Source organism: Xanthomonas sp. NCPPB 3761, assembly GCF_041475705.2.
GTDB lineage: Bacteria > Pseudomonadota > Gammaproteobacteria > Xanthomonadales > Xanthomonadaceae > Xanthomonas > Xanthomonas phaseoli.
In genome coordinates, this window is the sequence record NZ_CM191262.1 from 1,717,162 (window position 1) to 1,742,533 (window position 25,372).

21 protein-coding genes, 1 tRNA gene and 1 pseudogene are annotated in these 25,372 nt (G+C 64.6%); 15 read left to right on the top strand and 8 right to left on the bottom strand.

Translation table 11 applies throughout. The annotated features are described in order from the left end of the window. Positions 1 to 17: 17 nt before the first annotated feature. Positions 18 to 455: pseudogene (locus tag ACCQ00_RS07540) on the bottom strand (AraC family ligand binding domain-containing protein); the annotation flags it as partial. Between the two features lie 122 nt (positions 456 to 577). Between ACCQ00_RS07540 and ACCQ00_RS07545 the strand changes: the two are divergent. The 6 genes from ACCQ00_RS07545 (at position 578) to ACCQ00_RS07570 (ending at position 6,873) form a co-directional block, all read left to right on the top strand. Continuing rightward, positions 578 to 1,018, top strand: a complete 441-nt coding sequence (locus tag ACCQ00_RS07545) for a MarR family winged helix-turn-helix transcriptional regulator (protein WP_017155712.1) — start codon at positions 578 to 580, stop codon at positions 1,016 to 1,018. A 23-nt stretch (positions 1,019 to 1,041) separates the two neighbouring features. Then, positions 1,042 to 2,532, top strand: coding sequence for an AdeC/AdeK/OprM family multidrug efflux complex outer membrane factor (locus ACCQ00_RS07550; protein WP_372354141.1), 1,491 nt, complete (start codon positions 1,042 to 1,044; stop codon positions 2,530 to 2,532). A gap of 10 nt (positions 2,533 to 2,542) precedes the next feature. Then, positions 2,543 to 3,736 (top strand): HlyD family secretion protein, encoded by a 1,194-nt coding sequence (locus ACCQ00_RS07555; protein WP_372354099.1) that lies wholly within the window; start codon positions 2,543 to 2,545, stop codon positions 3,734 to 3,736. A gap of 6 nt (positions 3,737 to 3,742) precedes the next feature. Beyond that, entirely contained in the window at positions 3,743 to 5,323 is a 1,581-nt protein-coding gene (locus tag ACCQ00_RS07560; protein ID WP_017155715.1) for a DHA2 family efflux MFS transporter permease subunit, read from the top strand. A gap of 588 nt (positions 5,324 to 5,911) precedes the next feature. Further along, entirely contained in the window at positions 5,912 to 6,298 is a 387-nt protein-coding gene (locus ACCQ00_RS07565; protein ID WP_017155716.1) for a hypothetical protein, read from the top strand. A gap of 188 nt (positions 6,299 to 6,486) precedes the next feature. After that, on the top strand, positions 6,487 to 6,873 hold the full coding sequence (locus tag ACCQ00_RS07570; RefSeq protein WP_305847287.1) for an STY0301 family protein: 387 nt from the start codon (positions 6,487 to 6,489) through the stop codon (positions 6,871 to 6,873). A 131-nt stretch (positions 6,874 to 7,004) separates the two neighbouring features. On the opposite strand, the gene ACCQ00_RS07575 is transcribed toward ACCQ00_RS07570, so the two are convergent. From ACCQ00_RS07575 to ACCQ00_RS07585, 3 genes are all read right to left on the bottom strand, one after another. Then, positions 7,005 to 7,091: transfer RNA gene (locus ACCQ00_RS07575), tRNA-Leu, on the bottom strand. A gap of 106 nt (positions 7,092 to 7,197) precedes the next feature. Next, complete coding sequence (locus ACCQ00_RS07580) at positions 7,198 to 9,387, bottom strand: beta-glucosidase family protein (protein WP_039569617.1); 2,190 nt, start codon at positions 9,385 to 9,387, stop codon at positions 7,198 to 7,200. A gap of 177 nt (positions 9,388 to 9,564) precedes the next feature. Continuing rightward, positions 9,565 to 11,334, bottom strand: a complete 1,770-nt coding sequence (locus ACCQ00_RS07585) for a M14 family metallopeptidase (RefSeq protein WP_039569586.1) — start codon at positions 11,332 to 11,334, stop codon at positions 9,565 to 9,567. A gap of 358 nt (positions 11,335 to 11,692) precedes the next feature. On the opposite strand from ACCQ00_RS07585, the gene ACCQ00_RS07590 reads away from it, so the two are divergent. Further along, positions 11,693 to 13,258: a POT-type proton-dependent oligopeptide transporter gene (locus ACCQ00_RS07590; protein ID WP_039583921.1), complete on the top strand. Its 1,566-nt coding sequence runs from the start codon at positions 11,693 to 11,695 to the stop codon at positions 13,256 to 13,258. 7 nt (positions 13,259 to 13,265) lie between these two features. After that, positions 13,266 to 13,874 (top strand): rhomboid family intramembrane serine protease, encoded by a 609-nt coding sequence (locus tag ACCQ00_RS07595; protein ID WP_003483519.1) that lies wholly within the window; start codon positions 13,266 to 13,268, stop codon positions 13,872 to 13,874. A 303-nt stretch (positions 13,875 to 14,177) separates the two neighbouring features. Here ACCQ00_RS07595 and ACCQ00_RS07600 read toward each other — a convergent pair whose 3' ends face one another. Continuing rightward, positions 14,178 to 14,366 carry a hypothetical protein gene (locus ACCQ00_RS07600; RefSeq protein ID WP_005911777.1) on the bottom strand — a complete coding sequence of 63 codons (189 nt, stop codon included), beginning with the start codon at positions 14,364 to 14,366 and terminating at the stop codon, positions 14,178 to 14,180. A 227-nt stretch (positions 14,367 to 14,593) separates the two neighbouring features. On the opposite strand from ACCQ00_RS07600, the gene ACCQ00_RS07605 reads away from it, so the two are divergent. The 3 genes from ACCQ00_RS07605 to ACCQ00_RS07615 all read left to right on the top strand — a co-directional run bounded on the left by ACCQ00_RS07605 (position 14,594) and on the right by ACCQ00_RS07615 (position 16,327). After that, entirely contained in the window at positions 14,594 to 14,863 is a 270-nt protein-coding gene (locus ACCQ00_RS07605) for a GNAT family N-acetyltransferase (protein ID WP_039569588.1), read from the top strand. 51 nt (positions 14,864 to 14,914) lie between these two features. After that, positions 14,915 to 15,760, top strand: a complete 846-nt coding sequence (locus tag ACCQ00_RS07610; RefSeq protein ID WP_039569591.1) for a DUF3298 and DUF4163 domain-containing protein — start codon at positions 14,915 to 14,917, stop codon at positions 15,758 to 15,760. A 66-nt stretch (positions 15,761 to 15,826) separates the two neighbouring features. Further along, positions 15,827 to 16,327, top strand: coding sequence for a MarR family winged helix-turn-helix transcriptional regulator (locus tag ACCQ00_RS07615; protein ID WP_017155724.1), 501 nt, complete (start codon positions 15,827 to 15,829; stop codon positions 16,325 to 16,327). A gap of 233 nt (positions 16,328 to 16,560) precedes the next feature. Here ACCQ00_RS07615 and ACCQ00_RS07620 read toward each other — a convergent pair whose 3' ends face one another. After that, complete coding sequence (locus ACCQ00_RS07620) at positions 16,561 to 18,759, bottom strand: M3 family metallopeptidase (protein ID WP_039569595.1); 2,199 nt, start codon at positions 18,757 to 18,759, stop codon at positions 16,561 to 16,563. A 375-nt stretch (positions 18,760 to 19,134) separates the two neighbouring features. On the opposite strand from ACCQ00_RS07620, the gene ACCQ00_RS07625 reads away from it, so the two are divergent. Beyond that, complete coding sequence (locus tag ACCQ00_RS07625; RefSeq protein ID WP_039569597.1) at positions 19,135 to 19,620, top strand: glutathione peroxidase; 486 nt, start codon at positions 19,135 to 19,137, stop codon at positions 19,618 to 19,620. Positions 19,621 to 19,767: 147 nt separating this feature from the next. Here ACCQ00_RS07625 and ACCQ00_RS07630 read toward each other — a convergent pair whose 3' ends face one another. Both ACCQ00_RS07630 and ACCQ00_RS07635 read right to left on the bottom strand, forming a co-directional pair. After that, complete coding sequence (locus ACCQ00_RS07630; protein ID WP_008571411.1) at positions 19,768 to 20,547, bottom strand: ferredoxin--NADP reductase; 780 nt, start codon at positions 20,545 to 20,547, stop codon at positions 19,768 to 19,770. Positions 20,548 to 20,788: 241 nt separating this feature from the next. Continuing rightward, on the bottom strand, positions 20,789 to 22,669 hold the full coding sequence (locus ACCQ00_RS07635) for an ABC transporter ATP-binding protein (RefSeq protein ID WP_039569601.1): 1,881 nt from the start codon (positions 22,667 to 22,669) through the stop codon (positions 20,789 to 20,791). A gap of 297 nt (positions 22,670 to 22,966) precedes the next feature. Between ACCQ00_RS07635 and ACCQ00_RS07640 the strand changes: the two genes are divergently transcribed. The 3 genes from ACCQ00_RS07640 (at position 22,967) to ACCQ00_RS07650 (ending at position 25,362) form a co-directional block, all read left to right on the top strand. Beyond that, positions 22,967 to 24,484 carry a fumarate hydratase gene (locus ACCQ00_RS07640; RefSeq protein WP_017155728.1) on the top strand — a complete coding sequence of 506 codons (1,518 nt, stop codon included), beginning with the start codon at positions 22,967 to 22,969 and terminating at the stop codon, positions 24,482 to 24,484. A gap of 37 nt (positions 24,485 to 24,521) precedes the next feature. After that, positions 24,522 to 24,617: a hypothetical protein gene (locus ACCQ00_RS07645; protein WP_039569605.1), complete on the top strand. Its 96-nt coding sequence runs from the start codon at positions 24,522 to 24,524 to the stop codon at positions 24,615 to 24,617. A gap of 109 nt (positions 24,618 to 24,726) precedes the next feature. Further along, the gene (locus tag ACCQ00_RS07650) at positions 24,727 to 25,362 is read left to right on the top strand and encodes a glutathione S-transferase family protein (protein WP_039569607.1); all 636 of its coding nucleotides are present in this window, start codon (positions 24,727 to 24,729) and stop codon (positions 25,360 to 25,362) included. The last annotated feature ends 10 nt before the right edge of the window (positions 25,363 to 25,372 follow it).

Consider the following 25,372-nt stretch of genomic DNA (forward strand, 5'->3'; position numbering starts at 1 on the left):
TAACTGATTTCCTTGGGCAAGTGCGCCCTCATGGCGTCCAGTGGCTGATCCAGCGGCCAACTGGCGGCCCGCATGATGGCCTCGCGGGCCAGACCGGTCAGCCGGATCACCCCGCCTTGCGCAGGCAGGGCGGCGCAGGCATCCGGTCGCACGACCACGCCCCAGCCGCGCATCGGCCCGGCCAGCTCCACGGTGTGCTGCTGCCCGGGCGGCAGCCAGCCGGCGCAACCCGGTGGCAGCGATAAGGCGCCTTGTTCGGTATGCACGGTGAGCACGCCATGCTCCACGTACATCAGCTGGCCGCGGACATGCGCGTGCCAGGCGGTTTCCGGCGCCCACACCTCGCGCAGTTCGGCCAGGAACGCGATCAGCACCGGCCCATCGGCCTTTTCGAAACTGGCGCGTATGCCGGGCGGCAATGCGTCGATCTGGGTTGGCGGGTTTTCGATACTCATTGGCCGAATTGTATTACCGAGCCAGCACACGCGCCGCGTAAGGTGGCGATCCTTGCGTGCAGTTTGATCCCTGGCGGGATAATTGCGTTGACAAATATATTTTTCGGAACAAAATGTGCCGCATGAATGTTTCGTCTTCCGCCGCGCCGTCGTTCGGCCTGTTGCTGCGTCAGGTGCGCGATGCGCTGATGCGCCAGCTCGATGCCGAGATGAAGGGCGAACTGCCCGATTTCGGCTTCAGCCACTACGTGGGCCTGAAGATCTTGGCGGTGCGCTCGCCGTGCACGGCCAACGAACTGGCGCTGGCGCTGGACCAGACCCCGAGCGCGGTGACTCGCCTGCTCGACAAGCTCGAAGCGCTGGGCGCGGTGCGGCGTGAGCCGCATGCGCAGGACCGGCGCGCGCTGCAGATCGTCATGACCGAGCAGGGCGTGGCGCTCTGGGAGCGGCTGCGCCTGCGCGGCGAACGCGCCATCGAGCACGGCCTGCGCGACCTGTCCGCGGCCGAGCGCGAACTTCTCACCTCACTTCTTATCCGTGTCCGCGATGCACTCAACTCATGAACGCTGCTAGTTCCCCGACCCAGATGCTGCGCCCGCGCTCGATGCGCCTGGCGCGGCCGCTCGTTATCACCGCCCTGGCACTGGCGTTGGCCGCCTGCGCCAGCAGCCGTGGCCTGAATCCGCAGGGCGCCGTGCTGGATCCCGGCACGCTGCATGCAGAGCGCACCCTGGCGCAGCAAACCGCGCTGAGTCCGGCCGCGTGGCCGGCCAGCGACTGGTGGCGCGCGCTGGGCGATGCGCAGCTGGACGCGCTGATCGCCGAAGGCCTGCAGCACAGCCCCAGCCTCGCTGCGGCGGATGCGCGCCTGCAGCAGGCGCAGGCGCGTATCGGCAGTGCACAGGCCGAACGCGGCCCCAGCCTCTCGGTGTCCGGCGGCTACACCGGCCTGCAACTGCCTGAATCCATGGTCGGCGAAGAGCTCGGCGGCAGCTACGGCGGCAGCGCGCAGGTCGTGCTGGATTTCCGCTACGGCATCGATCTGTGGGGCGGCAAGCGCAGCGCGTGGGAAGCGGCAGTGGACCAGGCGCATGCGGCCGAAGTGGATGCGCAGGCGGCACGATTGAACCTGTCGTCGGCGATTGCCGAAGGCTATGCGCAGCTCGCGTACGCGTGGAGCCTGCACGACCTGGCCAATGACGAATTGAGCCGTGCGCAGAAGACCCTGGAGCTGACCCGGCAACGCCGCAGCGCCGGCATCGACAGCGAATTGCAGGTGCGCCAGGCGCAAGCGCGGGTGCCGGCCGCGCAGCAGCAGCTGCAATCGGCGCAGCAGCAGATCGACGAGGCCCGCACCGCATTGGCAGCCTTGCTCGGGCAGGGCCCGGATCGCGGTCTGGACATCGCCCGTCCTGCACTCGCTGCGGGCATCGCCACGCAGTTGCCGAGCATGCTGCCGGCCGACCTGCTGGGTCGTCGCCCGGACGTGGTGGCGGCGCGTTGGCGCGTGGAGGCGGCCGACAAGGACATCGCAGTCGCCAAGACCCGCTTCTATCCCAGCCTCAACCTCACCGCATTGGGCGGTGTGATCAACCCGGATGTGGGCAAGCTGCTGGAAAGCGGCTCGGTGTTCGGTCTGGTTGCGCCGGCGCTCAGCCTGCCGATCTTCGACGGCGGCAAGCTGCGCGCCAACCTGGCCGGCAGCGATGCGCAATACGACCTGGCCGTGGCCGACTACAACCAGAAAGTGATCGCTTCGCTGCGCGAAGTGGCCGACCAGGTCTCCGCCGTGCGTTCGCTGGAGCAACGCGCGCAAGCGCAGAACGATGCCGTGCAGACCGCCACGGCCGCCTTCGAGCTGGCCCAGCAGCGTTACCGCGCCGGCATCGGCAGCTATCTGGACGTGCTCAGCGTGCAGGAGCAGTTGCTCGTCGCACGCCAACGCATGGCCGGGCTGCAGTCGCAACAACTTCTGGCCTCGGTGAGGTTGCAGCGTGCGCTGGGCGGCGGATTCACGCCGCAGCCCGCAAGCGACACCGCCCACACCGCGCCCACTTCCGCACAACCGAATTCCTGAGACATCGACGATGAGCCAGACGACTTCAACTTCTCCTCAACCCGCACCGGCTGCGCCCAGCAAGCGCCGCGCTGCGCTGCGTATCGTGGCCATCGTGGTGATCCTGGCGATCATCGGCCTGGTGGTGTGGTACTTGCTGGTCGGCCGTTGGCACGAAGACACCGACGACGCGTATGTGCAGGGCAACCAGGTGCAGATCACCCCGATGGTGGGCGGTACCGTGGTCAGCATCGGCGCCGAAGACGGCATGCGTGTGGAGCGCGGCCAGTTGCTGGTGCAGCTGGATCCGGCCGATACCGAGGTCGCCTTGCAGCAGGCCGAAGCCAACCTGGCCAAGACCGTGCGTCAGGTGCGCGGTCTGTATCGCACCGTGGAAGGTGCGCAAGCCGAGTTGTCCGCACGTCAAGTCACGCTGCGCAGTGCGCGCTCGGACTTTGCACGGCGCAAGGATCTGGCCGCCACTGGCGCCATCTCCAACGAAGAACTGGCGCATGCCCGCGACGAACTGGCCGCCGCCGAAGCGGCCGTGAGCGGCTCGCGCGAGAGCCTGGAGCGTAACCGTGCATTGGTGGACGACAGCGCGGTGGCCAACCAGCCGGACGTGCAGACCGCCGCCGCACAACTGCGTCAGGCGTATTTGAACCATGCGCGCACCGGCGTGGTGGCGCCGGTGTCCGGGTATGTCGCACGGCGCTCGGCGCAGGTTGGTCAGCGTGTGCAGCCGGGCAGGGTGTTGATGGCGGTGGTGCCGCTGGAGCAGGTGTGGGTGGAAGCCAATTTCAAGGAAACCCAGCTCAAGCACATGCGCCTGGGCCAGGAGGTGGAACTGCATTCTGATCTGTACGGCGGTGGCGTGGATTACACCGGTCGCATCGAGAGCCTGGGCCTGGGGACCGGCAGCGCGTTTTCGCTGTTGCCGGCGCAGAACGCAAGCGGCAACTGGATCAAGATCGTGCAGCGCGTGCCGGTCCGCATTGCAGTGGATGCCAAGCAGCTGGCCAGCAATCCGCTGCGGATTGGCCTGTCGATGAAGGTCGATGTGAACCTGCACGATCAGCAGGGCAGCGTGCTGCCGACCAAGGTCGCCAACGGCGCGGTGTTTTCCACTGACGTGTATGCGCAGCAGCTCAAGGCTGCCGACGCCGACATCCAACGCATCATCCAGGACAACCTGCCCTCGCAGGCTGCCAGCAAGGCGGGCTAAGCCACCATGTCTTCGCAAGCTCCCACCGCGCCCGGCGGCCCGGCGGCACCGGCGCCGGCCGCCGGATTTCGCCCGGCCAGCGTGGCGTTGTGCACCGTGGGCCTGGCCATGGCCTCGTTCATGCAGGTGCTGGACACCACCATCGCCAACGTCTCGCTGCCGACCATCGCCGGCAACCTCGGCGCCAGCTCGCAGCAGGCCACCTGGGTGATCACCTCGTTCGCGGTCAGCACTGCCATTGCGCTGCCGCTGACCGGTTGGTTGAGTCGCCGGTTTGGCGAAACCAAGTTGTTCGTGTGGTCCACGCTGGCGTTCACCATCGCCTCGCTGCTGTGCGGTCTTGCGCAGAGCATGGGGATGCTGGTGGTGGCGCGCGCGCTGCAAGGATTTGTTGCCGGCCCGATGTATCCCATCACCCAGAGTCTGCTGGTGTCGATCTATCCGCGCGAAAAACGCGGGCAGGCGCTGGCGTTGCTGGCGATGATTACCGTGGTGGCGCCGATCGCCGGGCCGATTCTCGGTGGTTGGATCACCGACAACTACAGCTGGGAATGGATCTTCCTGATCAACGTGCCGTTGGGCATCATCGCCAGCAGCATCGTCGGTTCGCAGTTGCGGCATCGTCCCGAACAGCTCGAAAAGCCGCGCATGGATTACATCGGCCTGATCCTGCTGGTGGTTGGCGTGGGCGCACTGCAGCTGGTGCTGGATCTGGGCAATGACGAAGACTGGTTCTCTTCGGACAAGATCGTGGTGCTGGCCTGCATCGCGGCAGTGGCGTTGGTGGTGTTCGTGATCTGGGAGTTGACGGACAAGGATCCCATCGTCGATCTCAAGTTGTTCCGGCATCGCAATTTCCGCGCCGGTACCTTGGCGATGGTGGTGGCGTATGCGGCGTTCTTCAGCGTGAGCCTGCTGATCCCGCAATGGCTGCAGCGCGATATGGGCTATACCGCGATCTGGGCCGGCCTTGCCACCGCGCCGATCGGCATCCTGCCGGTGCTGATGACGCCGTTCGTAGGCAAATATGCGCTGCGCTTTGACCTGCGCATGCTGGCCACCATTGCCTTTATCTTCATGTCGTTCACCAGCTTCTTCCGCTCCAATTTCAACCTGCAGGTGGACTTCGGTCATGTGGCCACGATCCAGTTGGTGATGGGCGTGGGCGTGGCGTTGTTCTTCATGCCGGTGTTGCAGATCCTGTTGTCGGATCTGGATGGCCGCGAGATCGCGGCGGGTTCGGGCCTGGCCACCTTCCTGCGCACGCTGGGCGGTAGCTTTGCCGCTTCGTTGACCACGTATCTGTGGGCACGCCGTACCCAGGTGCACCACGCGCACATTACCGAGCATATTTCGGTGTACACGCCAGGCATGCAGGAGCAGGTGACCGCGATGGGGCAGGGCGACCTGCAACGCGGTGCGGCATCGCTCAATAACATGATCAACCACCAGGCCTCGCAGATGGGTTTCAACGACATCTTCTATCTGCTTGGATGGACCTTCCTGGCGATCATCTTCTTCCTGTGGCTGGCAAAACCGCCGTTCGGTGCCGGGGCCGGAAGTGCGGCGGCAGCTGGCGGGCACTGAGCCCACTATCGAGGGCGTTACGGCATCGGCGGTCAGGCGGTGCCTGTGACGTACAGCGGCAAGGGGCTCTTTCGCGGCGTCGAGCGGCTTGCCGATCTGGACACCAAGCAGCCGGTGACGCCAGCGCAACGCGTTGCTGCGTTTTCGGCGAGCAAGCGGTTCGACAGTACGCTGTCTTTCCACACGTATCGACGAACCGGCCACACCGCTGCACTCACCGGCCGATGGCGACATGCGGGCATGTGCCAATGCACGATGCACCGAAGACGCCGTGGCTGCCGATCCAACTTGAGCGGGTCGTCAATACGGCCGGATCCAATATTGAATGACCGCGTGAGGCCGCTTTCAGGTGCGCGCGATGGGCCGCTTGCGCAGGTGAGGTGCCGGGCGATCTCGCAAGGGTTGGGGTAGCATGCGTCGCTGCCAAGCGCGGCTCTGTTTTTTCGAGAGGGCCACGCGCGGCGTCGTGCGCGGGCATGCGGTCTGCGTTTTTCATCACACAAGGAAGCTTCGATGATGTTTCGATCCTCATGGCGTCGCGTCTGTGCGACGGCATTGCTCATCCCACTTCTTGCCCTCGCTGCCGTTGTGCAGACGCAGGCTGCGGCCGTACGTCCGGAGGTGGCCAAGCAGGCCAAGGCGTATAGCTCAAACGATGGCGTCAAGGTGTCGACCTTGCGCTACGGCCCGCGCGAAAAAAATCAGGCGCTGGTGCAGGTAACCGGTGCCGACAGCGAGATCGACGACAAGATCCTGCTGGCAACAACGGCCGCTACGCAAAAGGACACCCGCTACACGGTTCAGCTGAAAGGCCGTCCGTACGTGCTGCTGATCCTCGACGAAGGTGGTGGCGAGTTGTACCTGCCAGGTGCGGCGAAGCCGGCGCGTGTCGGCTATGACGCCGGTGTCTCGGAGCAGATCAATCCCGAGCATTATCTGACCGATTATCTTGAGCAGATGGCCGGCAGCAACTAGGCAACGCAACGCGCTGCAGGCCTGCGTGGCCAGGTCTGCAGCGCGGTCCGGTTTCAAAACACGGCAACATTGCCGCTTCGTCCGGTGCAGTTGCACGTCAGGGGTTTGCGATCATGGCAGGGGCGTCGTTCGTCAGATCATTGCAGTGCCTAGCGGTGCTTCTCGCATCGGTGCTTGCGTTGCCTGCCTTGGCCACACCCACATTGCAGTGCCCGGCAGCCTTGCACATCACCGATGGCACCTTGCAGAGCCCGGACCTGCCGGTGGGCGCGCAGCTCGGCGTCGACCCGCACCAGGCGCTGCGGTTATCGTCGATTGGCGTGTATTCGGGCCACCCCCGCGAGCGTGCCGCCCTGGTGCCGCGCAACGCGGAAGCAGCGCAGCCGCGTGGCTTGGCGCACTGGGTCTGGCGTTTCGATGATGCAGACCCGCACGGCATCTATGTGGTTTGCGCGTACGGTGAGGCAGTGCAGGTGTCCCTGCGCATCAGCGATGCCGCACGCATCTGCACAGGCACCTTGCGCAGCGACCCCATACCCGCAGCCGAGCGGAGCGCATCCTTCCACTGTGAGTAGCGCGCCCGACCGGATAGTCGAGCAGGCGGGGGCGTACTGTCGACCAGCGCATCGCGCTGCCTGTCTTGCACGATCGCCCAAACGCAAAAAACCCCGCCGAAGCGAGGTCTTTTACGATCTACCGTGAGTCGTGGTGCCCAGGAGAGGACTCGAACCTCCACGAAGTTGCCCCCGCTAGCACCTGAAGCTAGTGCGTCTACCAATTCCGCCACCTGGGCGACTCAGGGGGCGAATTGTGCAAGCTGGGCGCGAAGCTGTCAACGCACCCGGCACATTTTTTTGTCGCCCCGTACGCGGCACGGCAACCGAACCGGCCCGGTGCGCTCACGGCAACTGTGCCGCCTGCAGCGTGACCTGGGCAGTTTGCACCGGCTCGCTCGCCGAGCGCGCCAGCCGCACGTGGTACGTGCCCGCGGCAATCGTCCAGCGACGTGCCTTGGTATCGAAATCGGCCAAGGTCCTGGGCTCTGCGACGACCTGCACGCTGCGTTTTTCGCCAGGCTTTAGCGTGAGCTTCTGCCAGCCGATCAGGCGCAGCGGGGTGGCGTGGCCGTCGGGCAGGGTGATGTAGAGCTGCGGCACGGCGGCGCCTTCGCGCGGGCCGGTGTTTTCCACCTCGAAGCGGGCGGTGAGCTGGCTGCCGCGTGCCTCCACCTGCAGCCCGCCCATGCGGAACTGCGTGTACGACAGGCCATGGCCGAACGGGTAGCGTGGCTTCAGCTTGCGCGCGGCGAACCACTTGTAGCCGACGTTGGCGCCTTCGATGGCGTAGTCGATGGTGTCTTCGCCCGGCTTGGCCGGCTTGAAGCCCAGCCCCGGAATCGACGGACGCGGCAGCTGCGATTCGTCCACCGGCCAGGTCACCGGCAGGTGGCCGGAAGGATTCACCGCGCCGGTCAGCAGGTTGGCGATCGCCTCGCCGCCGCCGATGCCCGGATACCACGCCTGCAACACCGCCGGCACGCGTTCGGCCCACGGCATGCGCACCGGTCCGTTGGTTTCCAGCACCACGGTGGTCTTCGGGTTGGCCTTGGCCACGGTCTCGATCAACGCGTCCTGATTGTCGGGCAAGCGCATGTCCGGCAGATCCACCGATTCGGCGGCCCATTGGGTGGCGAACACGATCGCCACATCGGCCGCCTTGGCCGCGCGTGCGGCCGCGGTGCGGTCGGTGCCGTCCAGGTAATTGATCTGCACGTTCGGCAGTGCCGTACGCAGTGCCTGCAGCGGCGAGGACGGATGGATGATCACCGGGCCGGGCCAGGTGGTCGGCGTGATGCCCGGTACCGCGTTGCCGCCGTTGATGGTGTAGTCCACGCGCGAAGAGCCGCCGCCGGACATCACGCCCTTGTCGGCGTAGCCGCCGATCACCGCGATGCGGCGCACGTCCTTGGACAGCGGCAACGCGGCCTGCTCGTTACGCAACAACACGCTGCCTTCTTCGGCCACGCGCTGCGCAGCCAGAAGACCGGCCTTGCCATCGATGGATTGACGCTGGGTAGGATGATCGAAGGCGCCGTGCGCGAACAGGCTGCGCAGCACGCGCCTGACCATGTCGTCCAAGCGCGCGCGCGGCACCACGCCGGCAGACACCGCCATGCGTAACGGCGCATCGAAATACACTGCCGCGTCGAACACTTCGCCGGCCGATTGTTGATCCAGCCCGGCCAACGCCGCCTTGGATCCGCTATGCACCCCGCCCCAGTCGGACATCACGTAACCGGGGTATTTCCATTCCTGCTTGAGCACCTGGTTGAGCAGGTAATCGTGCTCGCAACCGTAGACACCGTTGATCTTGTTGTACGAACACATCACCGAGGCCGGGTCGCCGATCTTCAGCGCAATCTCGAAGGCCAGCAGGTCCGATTCGTGCATCGCCTGCTCGCCGATCTGCGCGCTATGAAAATTGCGCCGCGTTTCCATGTCGTTGAGTGCGAAGTGCTTCATCGTGGACAGCACATGTTCGCTTTGCACGCCGCGAATCGATTCGCCAACCATGGTGCCGGCCAGCAACGGATCTTCACCCGCGTATTCGAAATTGCGCCCATTACGCGGGTCGCGCTGCAGATTGACGCTGCCGGCGAGCAACACGTTGAAGCCCTGCTGCCAGGATTCGCGGCCCATGGTCTTGCCGCCGGTATACGCCAGTTGCCGGTTCCAGCTCGATGCGGTCGACGGTCCCGATGGCATCGCGGTGGCGTAATCGCCCTTGCGGATGCCGCCGGGGTTGGTCACGCCCACGCCGGCATCGGCCAGTTGCTGGGCGGGAATGCCCAGACGCGGGATACCGGGAACGTAGCCGGCCGAACCGAGCGCGCCCTCGGGCTTGGGAATCTTGTCGGTGCCCAGGCCGAAATAGCTGCGCAGCATCTGGAATTTTTCATCCTCGCTCATCTGCGCCAGCAGGCGGTCGGCGCGCTGGTCCGAGGTCAATGCGGTGTCCATCCACGGCTGCGAAGATGGCGCGCCCTGCGCGACTGCTAGCGGCGCGGCGAGGGCGATGCCTAGGCCCATCACGACCGCCAGGACCAGGGGGCGCGGACGATCCTTACGGAGTGTAAACGGTTTCATATCGAGCTGTGGCACGGGATTTCCTTGTGGTGCTGGTTCAAGACATAAGAGGGGCGCCAAAGTGCCCAGATCGGGAAGGCGCGATCATTCCGCGCCGACGCGTGCAGAATCGGCGGACGGTTAAAAGTCGGTCTGCGCGGTGCGGAGGACCGGGTAGAGCTGGTAGCGCTCATCCCACGATGCGTGGCGCTTGGCAAAAAATTCCAGCCGCGCCTGCGGGTTGTTGGCAAAGTCCGGATCGCTGGCGATGCGCTGTTCGAACTGCGCCTTCAACGCGGCATCGTTGGCGAGCATGTCGCGCGCGACGTCTTCGGCGACGTAGGCTTCCATGTATTCCTTGCGCTCGAACGCGGTATTGAAAAAGCCCCACTGCAGCAGCGAATCCGGCGCCTGCGGTTCCAGGATCGCCATCACCAGGCGCGCTTTGGGTTGGGCGATCGGCACGAACAGCGAGCCAGCCGGCACATCGCGGCTTTCATCGCGCCATTGCCCGCTGAGTTCGACTGTCTGATGGCTTTCGTTGGAGCGTGCCGCGAACTTGACCGCGTCGGCGCGGAAGGTTTGCACCGGCCGCTTCGCCGCATTGCCGATGGTCGTGAACTGGATGCCGTGCAGGTGCAGTTTTTCACCCACCAGGGCGGCTTGAGCGGCCGGCACCAGATAGCCGCCGCGCGGCGCATCCACCACCACATCGGGCTTGATCTGGTCGCGCAGCGGCACCTTCCAGACTTGCGGCTTGCTTTCGTCGTAGCGCGTCATCAGTGCGCCGGAAATCGGCGACGGTGTGCGCGTATACGCGTAGCCACGAAACGCCACGGTGCGTGCGTCTGGTCCCGCAGCGAAGCTCAACGGTTCGGTCGTGCCGGCCAAGCGCGTGGCGCGCTGATCGGCCGCCAGTGCATCGGCGCGCCATTGGGTGCCATGGCGTGCGGCCTGCTGCAACACCGAGACGATGGCGTTGCGGGTGATCCGCACGCGCGTGGGGTAATCCTTCCACGAATGCGTTTCTACCAACATGCCGAAGCGGTTGCGTAGCAGGAAATAGCCATGCGAAAAGCGTGGCGGCGACACATCATCGGCAAAGCCGGAACTGGGGTCGTCTTCGTGCACGAAGGACGGGTAGTACGGCAGCGGCAACGAGCCCTGTTTCTTCAAATCGGCAAGCACTGCATCGCGCCAGCGTGTGCCATCGCGCTGCAAGCTCGCATCGCCGGCATGCACCGGTTCCACCTGCACCGAGACGTCGTGCTCGAACTTGGCGCCGTCGGTGACGTGCAGGTCTACATACATCAGCGGGTCCCATTGCTGCACCAGTTGCAGCATGGCCTGCATTTCCGGCGCGTCAGCCTTGACGTAATCGCGGTTGAGATTGAGGTTCTGCGCGGTGGTGCGCCAGCCCATCTGCTCGGGGCCGCGCTGGTTGGGGCGGTTCCAGGCACCGAAGCGCTCATGCCCATCGACGTTGAACACCGGCACGAATACCCACACCAGTTTGTCGAGCGCGCCTTTGCCGGCCTTGCCGTCGAGCAACTCGCGCAGAGCAAGAAAGCCCGCATCCTTGCCATCGATCTCGCCGGCATGGATGCCGCCCTGGACCAAGACCACCGGCAGCGTGCGTTGCGCTGCCGATTGCGCGTCGAGCGCGCCGCTGGTGGAGGCGATCAAGGCCTTCATCGGCCTGCCCTCGGGCGTGGTGCCGAACTGGATGCAACGCACCGCCTGCGGGTAGCGCTGCGCAAATGCATCGCACAGTGCAATGACTTCGTCGTAGCGGCCCGTCTGGATGAAACCGCTGCGCTCTGCCTGGGTGGTCAGCGGCGCGGCAGCCAGTGCGGCGGGGGCGGCAGTCAGCAGTAACAGGCTCAGGGCCAGGCGAGTGAAGCGGGGCATCCAGCGGTCCAGTGTTCCAGGAAAACGTTTGCAATGTAGCCGAGCCGGTGTGCAAGGCCAATCTGCACTGCGTCATGGTCCTGCTGTGACTGGTGCCAAGCGCGGGTTTCACCTGGATGCGAGGCGGCTTTCCGTTGACCGGGTGGGCGGCATTCGAGGTAGACGCAGGCAATGCGGCTGCCGTGCGACGTTTGGCGCCATGGTGTTTTCGGCCGACCTGGACGACACCGGTCGCGCCAAGGTGAGGTCCGCCAGCCGCGTCCGCCCAGCGCCTGCGTCCGGCATGTTCGGGCGGCAATGGCGGCCGGCGGTCGGGCGCCGGTACGATAGGGCCTGTTTTCAGCACGACGGACTGCCTTTGACCACCTCCATCTCGCCAGGCGCTTCTGCCGGCGCGCGGCTGCCGCGACAGATTCCTTTCATCATCGGCAACGAGGCCTGCGAGCGTTTCAGCTTCTACGGCATGCGCAACATCCTGGTGCAGTTCCTGATCACCTCGCTGTTGCTGCAGGAAATCAGCGGGCCGGGGCGCGAAGCCGAGGCCAAGCACATCCTGCACAGTTTCATGATCGGGGTGTATTTCTTCCCGTTGCTGGGCGGTTGGCTGGCCGACCGCTTTTTCGGCAAGTACAACACCATCCTGTGGTTCAGCCTGGTGTATTGCGCCGGGCACGCCTGCCTTGCGCTGTTTGAAGGCAGCCGCGACGGGTTTTTTCTGGGTCTGGGCCTGATCGCGCTGGGCGCAGGTGGCATCAAGCCGCTGGTGGCCTCGTTCATGGGCGATCAGTTCGACCAGTCCAACAAGCACCTGGCCAAGGTGGTGTTCGACGCTTTCTACTGGATCATCAACTTCGGCTCGCTGTTCGCCTCGCTGCTGATTCCGCTGGCGCTGAAGAATCTTGGCCCGGCCTGGGCATTCGGCATCCCGGGCACCCTGATGTTCGTGGCCACGCTGGTGTTCTGGCTGGGGCGCAAGCGCTATGTCTTGGTGCCGCTGCCGCCGAAGGACCCGCATGGGTTCGGCGCGGTGGTGCGCACGGCGTTATTGACGCACACGCCCGGGCAGGGGCGTCCGGGCTTGATGCTGGCGGTCGTCTCAGTGTTGCTGGCGCTGGCCGGCTTCGCGCTGGTCGAGCAATTGGGCATCGTCGTGTGCCTGTGCATTGCGCTGGTGCTGTTGCTGGCCGGGATCGGCGGCGGGACCTGGTGGCAGCTGGAACGCGCGCGGGGCACCCATCCGGATGCTGCGGTGGAAGGCGTGCGTGCGCTGTTGCGGGTGTTGGTGATCTTCGCGCTGGTGACGCCGTTCTTTTCGTTGTTCGACCAGAAGGCCTCAACCTGGGTGCTGCAGGGGCGCGAGATGACCATGCCGGCCTGGTTCACCGCATCGCAGATGCAGGCGCTCAATCCGCTGCTGGTGATGCTGCTGATCCCCTTCAACAACCTGGTGCTGTACCCGCTGCTGCGACGTGGCGGCTGGGAGCCCACCCCGTTACGCCGCATGACCAGCGGCATCGCCTTCAGTGGCGTGGCCTGGATTGCGGTAGGCGCGATCCAGATGGTGATGGACGGTGGCGAGCCGATGCACATCGCCTGGCAGATCCTGCCGTACGCACTGCTCACCTTCGGCGAGGTGCTGGTGTCGGCCACCGGTATCGAGTTCGCCTACAGCCAGGCGCCGCCGTCGATGAAGGGGGTGGTGATGAGTTTCTGGTATCTCACCACCACCGTCGGCAATCTATGGGTGCTGCTGTCGAACCTGGCGGTGCGCAACGCGACGGTGACTGCGCATATCGCCGATACTGGGCTCAGCGAAGCGGCCTTCTTGATGTTCTTCTTCGCGGCCTTCGCGTTCCTGGCGGCACTTGCCTTCGGCTTGTACGCACGCCGGTATCGCATGGTCGATAATTACCGTACTGCCTGAGGTCTGCATGATTACCCTGATCCTGATCGCCATCACCGGCATCGTCTCGTGGATGGCGTTCAACAACCGCAAGTTGAGCGACCGGCTGATCTTGTGGCCGCCGGCGGTGGACAAGCACAAGCAATACGACCGCCTGGTGACCTATGGCTTCATCCATGCCGACCTGGGGCACCTGATCTTCAACATGATCACGCTGTTCTTCTTCGGCCGGGTGATCGAGAACGTGATGGCCCAGCTTACCGGCAGCGTGCTGACCTATCCGTTGTTCTATCTGGCCGCACTGGTGGTCTCGATCCTGCCCAGCTACCTAAAGAACCAGAAGAATCCGAATTACCTCAGTCTGGGCGCCTCCGGTGCGGTGTCGGCGGTGCTGTTTGCCTTCATCCTGCTGCAACCATGGACGATCATCCTGGTGCTGTTCATTCCGGCCCCGGCGATTCTGTATGCGGTGTTCTATGTGGGCTACAGCCTGTGGATGGACCGCCGCGGCGGCGATCGCATCAACCACAGCGCGCATCTGGCCGGCGCCGCGTTCGGCGTGATGTTCATGCTGATCATGGAACCGCGCGTGTGGCAGGTGTTTCTGGAGCAGCTGTCCAACCCGCGCTTCGGCTGAGCGCGATACGCTGCGGTTACGCTGCCAAGCTCAATGCACAGGACGCTGTCGCAGGTAGGAAGTGACGTTTGATTGCGCGCAGCGCGTCCCTTCTGCACGCCGAACGCGTGATTGCAGCTCGCGCGACGGGATGCCCAACGACTGCTGGGGTGTACGGACTGGCCCGTTGCGGTAAGCGGGTGAGAACCCGGTTTGGTAAGGCCCAGCCATGTCCTGCCGCGCAGTGGCACGGTCTCGACAGACGTGTTAGATGCGATCAACGACTGCACAGCGGATGAGACCGCTGTGCAGCGATGCGCCAGCTCAGGCCGCGTTGCGTTCCTGGTCGGCGCTGGATGCCACGCCGTACGCCTGCTGCAGGCGCTCGTACACCGTATCGTTGAGCTGCGTGAAATCCGGATTGTGGGTGTCGCCCTTGAGGGCGAACTGGAACAGGCCCTCCAGCAACGAGCTGTCGCTGTCTGCGCTGTGTCCTGCCGAATCGTTGTTCATGCGGTGGCTCCCTCGTAGGTAAGACGAAGACGTCGCTGCTACCGCACACCGGTTGCCGCGATTGCCTTCGGGTCAGCTATCGGCGCTGCCCGGACGAACTTGAGCGCGCGTTGCGCAAGCTGGGCAGCCGATCACAGCAGCGATTCACTTTCACGCAGGCGCGGCATCGCGCTGGTCACACTGACCACCACTTTTTGCTGGCGCAGAACTTGAGAGAGGCGTCGACAGTGCACGCAGAACACGATCCGGACCGGCAGCGTTTCAACATAGACACCGATGGACATCGCGCCGAGCTCGCCTATCGGCGCGAGGGTGAGATCATGACCATCACGCACACGCAGGTGCCGGACGCGGTCAGCGGACGCGGGATTGCCGCGGCATTGGTCGAGGACGCTTTGACATTCGCGCGGCAACACGGTTTGAAGGTGGTTGCGGCGTGCAGCTATGCCGATGCATACGTGCGGCGGCATCCGCAGTATCACGATTTGCTGGCCTGACCAGCAGCGGTTCTTTTCGTAACACGATTCATATCAGGGGAGCGGGTGGTAATGGGGCGGTTGCTTGGAGTCAAGGCAGTGCAGGGCTTGCTGGTGCTGGCCGTGTTGGCAGGATGTACGCAGCGCGCACCGACAACGGCAGAGCCAAGTGGGCCGGCCGCCGATGCGGCGCCCGCGGCGGCGGCGCCCGCAGAGCCGACCGTCGTACAGAGCGGCCCGCTGGAAGATGTGATCGAACATGCTCCGGCTTACATGGTGGGCATCAGCTATCCGCGCGGGCTGGATGCATATCCAGAACTCACTGCGCTCATTCGCGGGTATGCGCAGGATGCGCGTGCCGAACTGATGCAGGCAGTCTCGGGTCTGGGCAACGACAAGCCGCCCGCGCCGTATGAGCTGTCGCTGGCCTTCGAAACCGTGTTGCAGACCCCAGACCTGATCGTGATTTCAGCCGACGGCAGCAGGTACACCGGTGGTGCGCACGGCGAGCCGCTGGTGGCGCGCTTCGTCTGGTTGGTCAAGGAGCGCAAGCAACTGACCGCGCAGGCGCTGATTCCGGATCCGGCAGGCTGGGAAAAGATCGGTCGCGAGGTCGCGGCGCAATTGCATGCAGCAGCGACCCAGCGCGTCCAGGCCGATCGCGTGCCGGTAGAAGAGCAGGCTGAGCAGGTGGCTTCGGCCGATCGCATGATTGCTGAAGGCACCGCCGCGCAGGTGGAAAATTTTGCGCAGTTCGTCCCGGTGTTGAATGCAACCGGGCAGATCACTGCCGTGCGCTTTGTGTTTCCGCCCTATCAGGTGGGTCCCTACTCGGATGGCACGCAGATGGCAGAGGTCGCTGCCTCCACATTATTGCCTTCGGTCGCACCGGAACATGTACATCTCTTCGCGCGCTGAGGTGTTGCATCGCGCATGTTGTGATTGAATGGCCCGGCCATTCAGCAACGTACTCCAACGGGTGATATGAGTAGTTTCGACTCAACCGCAAGTCGCGTGGACCACACCTGCGTGCGTTATCCGGCATTCCCACGGGAGCCGGCAATATTGGTGAGACTGATCAAGCATCTCCACAAGCGCCTGCATACACTCGGGTGCGTGCGGCTCAAGCCTTATGGCATCAGTCCGCCGGAATACGAAATCCTGATGATGCTCTATGGCACACCTGAGCAGTCGATCACTCCGACCGAGGTGGCCGAGGCCGCCAGCGAAAAGCCGGCCAACATCACCCGGCTCACCGATCAGCTGTGCGAGAAAGGCCTGATCACGCGCACCAGCAGCCCCGAAGATCGGCGCAAGATCGTACTGACGCTGCGGCCCGCGGGCCTGGCCTTGATCGAAAGACTGTTGCCCGATGCCTGCACGCTGTTGGATGCAGAGACCGCCAGCATGAGCGAGGCCGAGCAGCTGCGTTTGGAGAAGCTGTTGAAAAAGCTCCTGGACGGGGTAGACGCGGTCGAACTCTAGGCACTGCGCGTTGCGCCTGCGACAAGGCGCTGCAACTACAGCCAGCAAAAAGCCGCCCTGATTGCCCGGGGCGGCGTTGTCATCTCATTGGTTCTCGAACAAGGACTTGCCGATACCTTCGCGAGCAGTCGGATGGCTCGTCTGGTGTCGGAGACCGGCATGCCCGCACGGGACATGCCGATCCTGTTGCCATGCACCCGGCCTGGTGACCGTGCGCGGATCGTGCAGCCGACTTATGGCTTGGACTGCGGCGCTTCCGGAGTGGCACCATCGCCGCCTTGCGCGCTGAGACCGCGCTTTTCGAGCAGCGGCTCGATCTGCGGCGCATGCCCGGCAAAGTTCTGGAACAGCTCCATCGCATCCACGCTACCGCCACGCGAAAGCAGGGTCTTGCGGAAACGATCTCCATTGGCGCGGCTCAGGCCACCGTGCTGCTTGAACCACTGCTGGGTGTTGGCGTCCAGCACTTCCGACCAGATGTAGGCGTAGTAGCCTGCCGCGTAACCGCCCATGATGTGGCTGAAATACGGGGTCTTGTAGCGCGGGGGCACTGGCGCGTAGGCAATGCCGTCCCGCTGCAGCGCCTTGGCTTCGAATGCCATCACGCCGGCAGCATCCGGCACCTGGCTGGCGCTGACCTGGTGCCAGTTCTGATCCAGCATTGCCGCACCCAGATACTCGGTGGTGGCAAAGCCCTGGTTGAACTTGGATGCGGCAATCACCTTGTCCAGCAACGCCTGCGGCATCGGGGTGCCGTTCTGATAATGCTTGGCGTAGTTCTTCAGGATGGACGGCTCGTCGGCCCACATCTCGTTGACCTGCGAGGGGAACTCGACGAAGTCGCGCGGCACGCTGGTGCCGGAGAAATACGGGTATTTGACGTCGGAGAACATGCCGTGCAGCGCATGCCCGAACTCATGGAACATGGTGGTCACCTCATCCCAGGTCAGCAGCGTCGGCTGGCCGGCCGGCGGCTTGGGAATGTTGAGGTGATTGGCCACCACCGGCTTGAAACCGGTCAGCTCCGACTGCGATACATAGGAATTCATCCATGCGCCACCGCGCTTGGATTCGCGCGCGTACATGTCGGCAATGAAGATGGCCAGCTGCTTGCCGTCGGCATCGAACACGTCGTAGACGGTGATGTCGTCGCGGTAGGTCGGCAAGTCGGTGCGCTGCTTGAAGGTCAGGCCGTATTCCTGGTTGGCCGCATAGAACACGCCGTTTTCCAGCACGTTCTTGAGCTCGAAGTATGGCTTGAGCTGGGATTCGTCGAAGTTGTACTTGGCCTGGCGCACTTTTTCGCTGTAATAGGCCCAGTCCCAAGCTTCGAGCTTGAAGGTCGGCTTGCGCGCGGCCTTTTGTTCCTTGTCGATCATCGCCTGCAGATCGGCGGCTTCGCGCTTGGCATTGGCCACCGCGGCCGGCGCCAGTTTGCCCAGCATCGCGTTGACCGCTTCAGGCGTCTTGGCGGTCTGGTTTTCCAGCGAGTAGGCGGCATAGGTGGGGAAACCGAGCAGCTTGGCCTTGTCGGCACGCAGCTTCATGATGCGCGAGACCAGCGCGGTGTTGTCGTACTGGCCGCCGTGGCTGCCGCGCGACACCGAGGCGTCGTAGATCTTCTTGCGCAGCTCGCGATTCTTCAGCTGGGTCAATGGCGGCTGGCCGGTGGTGTTGAGCAGGGCAATGACGTACTTGCCATCGAGTTTGCGCGCCTTGGCCGCTTCGGCGGCAGCGGCAATCTGCTCCTGCGACAAACCGTCCAGCTGCTTGACGTCATCCACGACCACCGCGGCAGCATTCACCTCGGCCAGCACGTTCTGGCTGAAGGTGGTGCCCAGGTTGGCCAGCTCGGCATTCATGGCCTTGAGCGTGGTCTTGTCGGCGTCGGAGAGCTTGGCGCCGTCGCGCACGAAATCGCTGTAGTACTTTTCGACCAGGCGCACGCCTTGCGCATCCAGCCCCAGCGTGGCGCGTTGGTCGTACAGGCGCTGGATGCGTGCGAACAGCTTGCCGTTGAGCGAAATCGCATCGCGGTGCGCTGCGAACTTCGCCGAATAGTCGGCCTGCAGTTTCTTGCGCGCATCGTTGGTGTCTGCGCCCACCAAATTGAAGAACACCGTGGTGGCGCGGTCGAGCGTGGCGCCGCTCTTTTCCAGCGCGATGATGGTGTTCTCGAAGCTGGGCTTGGCCTTCTGGTTGGCGATTTTTTCGACTTCCTTCAGCTGCTCGGCCATGCCGGCATCGAAGGCAGGTGCGAAATCGCTGTCCTTGATTTTGTCGAACTGCGGGTAATGCAGCGGCAGCGTGCTGTCGGCAAAGAAGGGGTTGGCTTGGGTGGCGGCCTGCGTGGCAGCGGGGGCGGCGATGCTGTAGGACGGCATGGCAAGTCCCAGGGCGGCGGCCAGGGCAAAAGCGAGACGGGTGGTCAAGAGAGTTGCTCCAAAGTGCGAACCCCCGAGGCTAACCCAGCCGGTCGGGACAGGCGTGTGACAAAAGGCATGGCTGCCAGGCCAAGACGACGCGAGCAGGCGGGCACAACCGTTGCTCGCGTTGCGAGGGTACGAGTCGATGCAAGCTGGGCCTGTACCGCCGGCGGACGTGTGCCGGCTGCACCCCTTGGCACCCGCGAGCTAGCTGTGTTCGGGCGGGCTTGCCGAGCTCCCAGGGCGTCTGCTTGACGCTCCCGACCTGCCGCGCCGCAAGCGATCTGCCGCACGGTTGCCTGCTGCAATCTTTCGGCCGCTGCGTGGCCGCCGTGCAGGCGGCTACGGTACGCTGCCCGTTTCGCACACCGCAGGGCAACCTTGAGCGACATCTCCACCTTCGCATTCACCGACCTGGAAGGCCGCACCCAGTCGATGCGCGACTACGCCGGCAACGTCCTGCTGGTGGTCAATGTTGCCTCCAAGTGCGGGTTTACGCCGCAATATGCGGGGCTGCAGGCGCTGTGGCAGTGTTATCGCGAACGTGGGCTGGTGGTGATCGGCTTTCCATGCGATCAATTCGGGCATCAGGAGCCGGGCGATGCGGCGCAGATCCGCCAGTTCTGCTCGCTCGACTATGCGGTGGATTTTCCGCTGGCAGCAAAAATCGAGGTCAACGGCAACGGCGCGCATCCGCTGTGGCAATGGCTCAAGCACGAACAACGCGGCGTGCTCGGGTCCGAAGCGATCAAGTGGAACTTCACCAAGTTCCTGATCGGTCGCGACGGCCGCGTACTGGAACGTTATGCGCCCACCACCAAGCCGGAAGCGTTGGCCGCCGACATCGAGCGCGCGCTGGGCGCGTGATCCGGCAGGCATGGTGTTGAACCGTAGGAGCGCACCCGGGCGCGACGGAGCTTTTCCCGTAACGCCTCGTCGCGCCCGGATGCGCTCTTACGACATCGGGTGCTTCAACGAAACGCCCCAACGTGCTGGTATTTCACCGGTGGCACGTCACTTTTCGACGAATGCGCGCTCAAACACGTAGTGCCCCGGCGTGCCGATGCGCGGCGAGGTCTGGAAACCGCGGCTATCGAGCAGGGTGCGCAGGTCGGCCAGCATCTGCGGGCTACCGCAGATCATGAAGCGGTCGTTGGCCGGATCCAATGTCGGCAACCCGAGCGTCTGCTGCATGCGCCCGTCGGCCATCAGTTCGGTCAAACGGCCTTGGTTGGCGAAGGCTTCGCGCGTGACCGCCGGGTAGTACAGCAGTTTCTCTCGCAGCAGGTCGCCGAGGAACTCGTGCTGCGGCAACTCGCGTTCGAAGTAATCGCGGTAGGCCAGATCCTGCACGAAGCGCACGCCCTGGGTGAGGATCACCTTGTCGAAACGCTCGTAGGTTTCCGGGTCCTTGATGATCGACAGCCATGGCGCCAGGCCGGTGCCGGTGCCCAGCAGATACAGGTTGCGCCCGGGGTGCAGGTCGCTGATCAGCAGCGTGCCGGTGGGTTTCTTGCCGACCAGCACCTTGTCGCCCGGTTGGATGTGCTGCAGGCGCGAGGTCAGCGGGCCGTCGGGCACCTTGATGCTGAAGAACTCCAGATGTTCTTCCCAATTGGCGCTGGCGATCGAATACGCACGCAGCAACGGACGCGTTTCGGTTTCCAGCCCGATCATCACGAACTGCCCGTTTTCGAAACGGAACCCAGCATCGCGGGTCGTGGTGAAGCTGAAGTAGGCATCGGTCCAGTGACGGACCTCAAGCACCGTTTCGGCGCCAAAAGCGGAAGACATACCGGTAAGTGTCGTGGGAAGAGTACCCGGCAATTCTACCTCAAGCCGGACAAATGAGATGAACTCTCATTTAGGCGCAGGGATTCGGGATTCGGGAGTCGGGATTGGGGATTCGCAATTTGCAATTCGCAAGAGCAGATCCTGGGTCCTGGGTCCTGGGTCCTGGGCGCGTCGGGCTCGCGGATGAGCCGGCAGCTCTTACCAATCCCCAATCCCGACTCCCGAATCCCGAATCCCGACCTCACCGATACCCCGCCGCCTGCAGTTCGAACAATTCCGCATATCGCCCGCCTTGGGCCATCAACTCGTCGTGGGTGCCGTTGGCCTCGATGCGGCCAGCAGCCAGCACCAGGATGCGGTCGGCCATGCGCACGCTGGAGAAACGGTGCGAAATCAGCACCGCGGTGCGGTTGTCCGACAGTTCCTTGAAGCGCTGGAACACCTCGAATTCGCTGCGCGCATCCAGCGCGGCGGTGGGTTCGTCCAGGATCATCAGCTGCGCATCGCGCATGTAGGCGCGAGCGATGGCGATCTTCTGCCATTGCCCGCCGGACAGATCCACGCTGTTCTTGAAGCGCCGCCCGATCAGCTGGTCGTAGCCGTCGGGCAGGCTGTCGATCAGCTCGCCGGCCATCGCGCGTTGTGCGGCGGCACGGATGCGCGGCGCGTCGTCCATCGCGTCCACCTGGCCGACGCCGATGTTTTCGCCAACGCTCAGGTGATAGCGCACGAAGTCCTGGAAAATCACACCCAGGTTGGCGCGCAAGTCGTCCAAATCGTAGTGACGCAGATCCTGCCCATCGAGCAGGATGCGGCCTTCGTCGGGGTCGTAGAGCCGTGCCAGCAGCTTGACCAGGGTGGTCTTGCCGGCGCCGTTTTCGCCGACCAGCGCCAGCACTTCGCCGGCGCGCAATTCGAAATCCAGGTGCCGCACCGTCCACTGTTCGGCATCCGGATAGCGGAAGCCGACATCTTCGAACACGAAGCCCTGGCGGATCGGGCGCGGCACCGGCAGCGCGTTCGGGCGCGAGCGGATTTCCGGCACGATGTTGAAGAACGAGTACAGATCGTCCAGATACAGCGCCTGGCCGGCGACCTGCGAAAAGCCGATCAGCAAGCCTTCCAGCAATTGCCGCAGGCGCAGGAAGCTGCCGGCCAGAAAGGTCAGGTCGCCGATGCTGAAGTCGCCGCGCACGGTGCGCCAGGCGATGTAGCCGTAGGCCATGTAGTAGCCCAAGGTGCCGAGCGCGGCCAGCAGCGCGCCCCACATTGCGCGCTTGCGTGCCAGCGCACGGTTGGCCTGGAAGAACTTGTCGGCCAGCCGGCGGTAGCGCGCAATCAGGAAGCGGTGCAGGTTGAGGATTTTGACTTCCTTGGCCGTCTCCACGCTGGCGCCGACCTGACGCAGGTAATCGAGCTGGCGCCGTTCCGGCGTCCACTGGAAATTGAGCGAATACCCCAACGCATTGAAGTGTGCCTCGCCGATGAAGGCCGGAATCAACGCAACCGCCAGCAGCACCATCAACCAGGGCGCGTAGACCACCAGGCCCACCGCCAGGCTGACCACGGTAATGGCGTCCTGCACCTGGCCGAACAGCTGGCTCATCAGGTTCATGCGGTTCATGGTCTGGCGTCGCGCGCGATCCAGCTTGTCCTGCCGGTCCGGGTCTTCGAAATCCTCCAGATCCAGCTGCGCGGCATGTTCCATCAGTCGCACGCTGGCGGCGTTGTTGAACAACTCCGACAGCAGCGCATCGGCGTAGCCGACCAGCCGGCCGAGCAGGTCCGAGCCGATCGCCAGCGCCAGTTCCAGCGCCAGCAGTTCCAGCAGCCGGTTCAGGCGGCCGCTGCCCAGGGCCTGCGCGAACGAGTCGAATGCCGACGGTTGGCCGACCAGATGGATCGCCTCGTCGATGATCAACTTGCCGATGTACAGCGTCGCCACCGGCATCAGCGCGCGCAGCACGCGCAAGCCGATGCTGCTGGCACTCAGCCAGCGGCTGGTCTGCCAGATCTGCTTCAGGAACGGCGGTAGATTGCGCAGCGCATCCAGGCGCTCGCGCAGGGTAGGGCCGGTACGGGGGGCGGCGGGCGCAGGAGCGCCGGAACGGGAAGCTGACATCGTATTAGTGTGCCGCGCCCGGCGTGGGCGCGGGGTGTTGGGCCAACCATAAGAAAGGGGCAGGGCCCAGGCAGGCGCGTGCTCGCCTCGCGGCGCCCAGGGCTCACCGTCAGCCGCCGCGCCGGCAACGGTCGGTGGATTGGTGGCTTGCCATCACCGCAGCAGGGCCGCAGCACTGCGGCGACCACCGGCGAAAGGCCGCATCGGTCAATCGCAGCGATAGACGCTGCACCCGGACGCGCCTGCGGTTTGCTCTAAAATGCCCGGATTGCACCCCCGCCAGCCGTAGAGCCAGCCGTGACCTCGATCAAGCAGGAAGACCTCATCCAGTCCGTCGCCGATGCGTTGCAGTACATCAGCTACTACCACCCGGTCGACTACATCAAGAACCTGTCCGCCGCCTACGAGCGCGAAGAATCGCCGGCCGCCAAGGACGCGATTGCGCAGATCCTGATCAACTCGCGCATGTGCGCCGAAGGCCACCGGCCGATCTGCCAGGACACCGGCATCGTCACCGTGTTCCTGGAAATCGGCATGAACGTGCGCTGGGACGACGCCACCATGGGCGTGGAAGACATGGTCAATGAGGGCGTGCGCCGCGCCTACAACCACCCCGACAACAAGTTGCGCGCCAGCGTGCTGGCCGACCCGGCCGGTAAGCGCGCCAATACCCGCGACAACACGCCGGCAGTGGTCAACACCAAGATCGTGCCCGGCGACCATGTCGAGGTGATCGTCGCGGCCAAGGGCGGCGGTTCGGAGGCCAAGAGCAAGTTCGCCATGCTCAACCCGTCCGATTCCATCGTCGACTGGGTGCTCAAGACCGTGCCGACCATGGGCGCCGGCTGGTGCCCGCCGGGCATGCTGGGCATCGGCATCGGCGGCACCGCCGAGAAGGCGATGCTGCTGGCCAAGGAAGCCTTGATGGAGCCGATCGACATTGTCGACCTGCAGGCGCGTGGCGCGGCCAACCGTGCCGAAGAACTGCGGCTTGAGCTGTACGAAAAGGTCAATGCGCTGGGCATCGGCGCGCAGGGCCTGGGTGGCCTGACCACCGTGCTGGATATCAAGGTCAAGGATTACCCGACCCATGCGGCCAACCTGCCGGTGGCGCTGATCCCCAACTGCGCCGCCACCCGCCATGCGCATTTCACCCTGGACGGCAGCGGCCCGGTGATGCTGGATCCGCCGTCGCTGGAAGACTGGCCCAAGCTCACCTACAACCCGACCAATGCGCGCCGGGTCAACCTGGACACCATCAGTAAGGAAGAAGTGGCCAGCTTCAAGCCGGGCGAGGTGATCCTGCTCAACGGCAAGCTGCTGACCGGCCGCGACGCTGCGCACAAGCGCATGATCGACATGCTCAACCGCGGCGAAACCCTACCGGTGGATTTCACCAATCGCTTCATCTACTACGTCGGCCCGGTCGATCCGGTGCGCGACGAAGTGGTGGGCCCGGCCGGCCCGACCACCGCCACGCGCATGGACAAGTTCACCCGGCAGATGCTGGAACAGACCGGCCTGCTCGGCATGGTCGGCAAGTCCGAGCGCGGCGATGCGGCGATCGAGGCGATCCGCGACAACAAGGCCGTCTACCTGATGGCGGTCGGCGGCTCGGCGTATCTGGTGTCAAAGGCGATCAAGGCCGCGCGCGTGCTGGCGTTCGAGGATCTCGGCATGGAAGCGATCTACGAATTCGAGGTCAAGGACATGCCGGTGACGGTCGCGGTGGATTCCAGCGGCGAATCGGTGCACAAGACCGGTCCGCGGCAGTGGCAGTCGCGGATCGGCAAGATTCCAGTGGTGGTTGAGTAACGGCGGCGATCGAGCCGGCTGCACCGCCGTTGCGCGGGTGTGGCCGGTGCCGGTGAGCTGCAGGCACGATGCGCGCATGCCGCATCGTGTCGAGGGCGTCGTGGTGCCGGTGCGCGCGCCGGTGCAGCAGTGATTGCACGGCACAGGTCTTCGACAGCGCGGTAAAAACAACGACAATCGCCGTGCGCCGCGCAGACGTCGCCCGCCTTGCGCGCCTGTCCCTACCGATCCCGGAGCCCCGCATGGTCGCCACGCTGTACCACTCCCCCAGCACCGCAGCGTTGGTGGTGCATTGGCTGCTGATCGAACTGGATATTCCGCACGCACTGCACCCATTGGATTTCGAACGCGGCGAGCACAAATCGCCGCAGTACCTGGCGCTCAACCCGGCCGGCGTGGTGCCCACGCTGGTGCTTGATGGCCAAGTGCTCACGGAAGCTGCAGCCATCGTGCTGCACCTGGCCGACCTGCATCCGCAGGCCGGGCTGGCCCCGGCAGTCGGCACGCCCGAGCGTGCGGCGTACTACAAGTGGATGTTCTTCTGCGCCAACACCCTGCAGCCGGCGTACCGCGCCTGGTTCTACCCGAGCGAGCCGGCCGGGGCCGGGCAGGCTGAGGCGGCGCAGATGCACGCCCGCCGCACGCTCGAAGCGGCCTGGGCCCAGGTCGATGCGCATCTGCAGGCCCACGGCCCATATCTGCTCGGGAAAACCGTGTCGGCAGCCGACTTCATGTTGACCATGCTGATGCGCTGGTCGCGCAACATGCCGCGGCCGACCGATACCTGGCCTGCGCTGCTGGCGCACGCAATGCGGATGAAGGCGCGCCCGGCGTTTCAGGAAACCTATCGCCGGGAGGGCCTGACGGACTGGACCTGAACCTGCGTCC

Coding starts and splice junctions, on each gene's coding strand:
- ACCQ00_RS07545 (WP_017155712.1), top strand. CDS start 578: ATGAATGTTTCGTCTTCCGCCGCGCCGTCGTTCGGCCTGTTGCTGCGT.
- ACCQ00_RS07550 (WP_372354141.1), top strand. CDS start 1,042: ATGCTGCGCCCGCGCTCGATGCGCCTGGCGCGGCCGCTCGTTATCACC.
- ACCQ00_RS07555 (WP_372354099.1), top strand. CDS start 2,543: ATGAGCCAGACGACTTCAACTTCTCCTCAACCCGCACCGGCTGCGCCC.
- ACCQ00_RS07560 (WP_017155715.1), top strand. CDS start 3,743: ATGTCTTCGCAAGCTCCCACCGCGCCCGGCGGCCCGGCGGCACCGGCG.
- ACCQ00_RS07580 (WP_039569617.1), bottom strand. CDS start 9,387: ATGGGCCTAGGCATCGCCCTCGCCGCGCCGCTAGCAGTCGCGCAGGGC.
- ACCQ00_RS07585 (WP_039569586.1), bottom strand. CDS start 11,334: ATGCCCCGCTTCACTCGCCTGGCCCTGAGCCTGTTACTGCTGACTGCC.
- ACCQ00_RS07595 (WP_003483519.1), top strand. CDS start 13,266: ATGATTACCCTGATCCTGATCGCCATCACCGGCATCGTCTCGTGGATG.
- ACCQ00_RS07600 (WP_005911777.1), bottom strand. CDS start 14,366: ATGAACAACGATTCGGCAGGACACAGCGCAGACAGCGACAGCTCGTTG.
- ACCQ00_RS07610 (WP_039569591.1), top strand. CDS start 14,915: ATGGGGCGGTTGCTTGGAGTCAAGGCAGTGCAGGGCTTGCTGGTGCTG.
- ACCQ00_RS07615 (WP_017155724.1), top strand. CDS start 15,827: ATGAGTAGTTTCGACTCAACCGCAAGTCGCGTGGACCACACCTGCGTG.
- ACCQ00_RS07630 (WP_008571411.1), bottom strand. CDS start 20,547: ATGTCTTCCGCTTTTGGCGCCGAAACGGTGCTTGAGGTCCGTCACTGG.
- ACCQ00_RS07635 (WP_039569601.1), bottom strand. CDS start 22,669: ATGTCAGCTTCCCGTTCCGGCGCTCCTGCGCCCGCCGCCCCCCGTACC.
- ACCQ00_RS07650 (WP_039569607.1), top strand. CDS start 24,727: ATGGTCGCCACGCTGTACCACTCCCCCAGCACCGCAGCGTTGGTGGTG.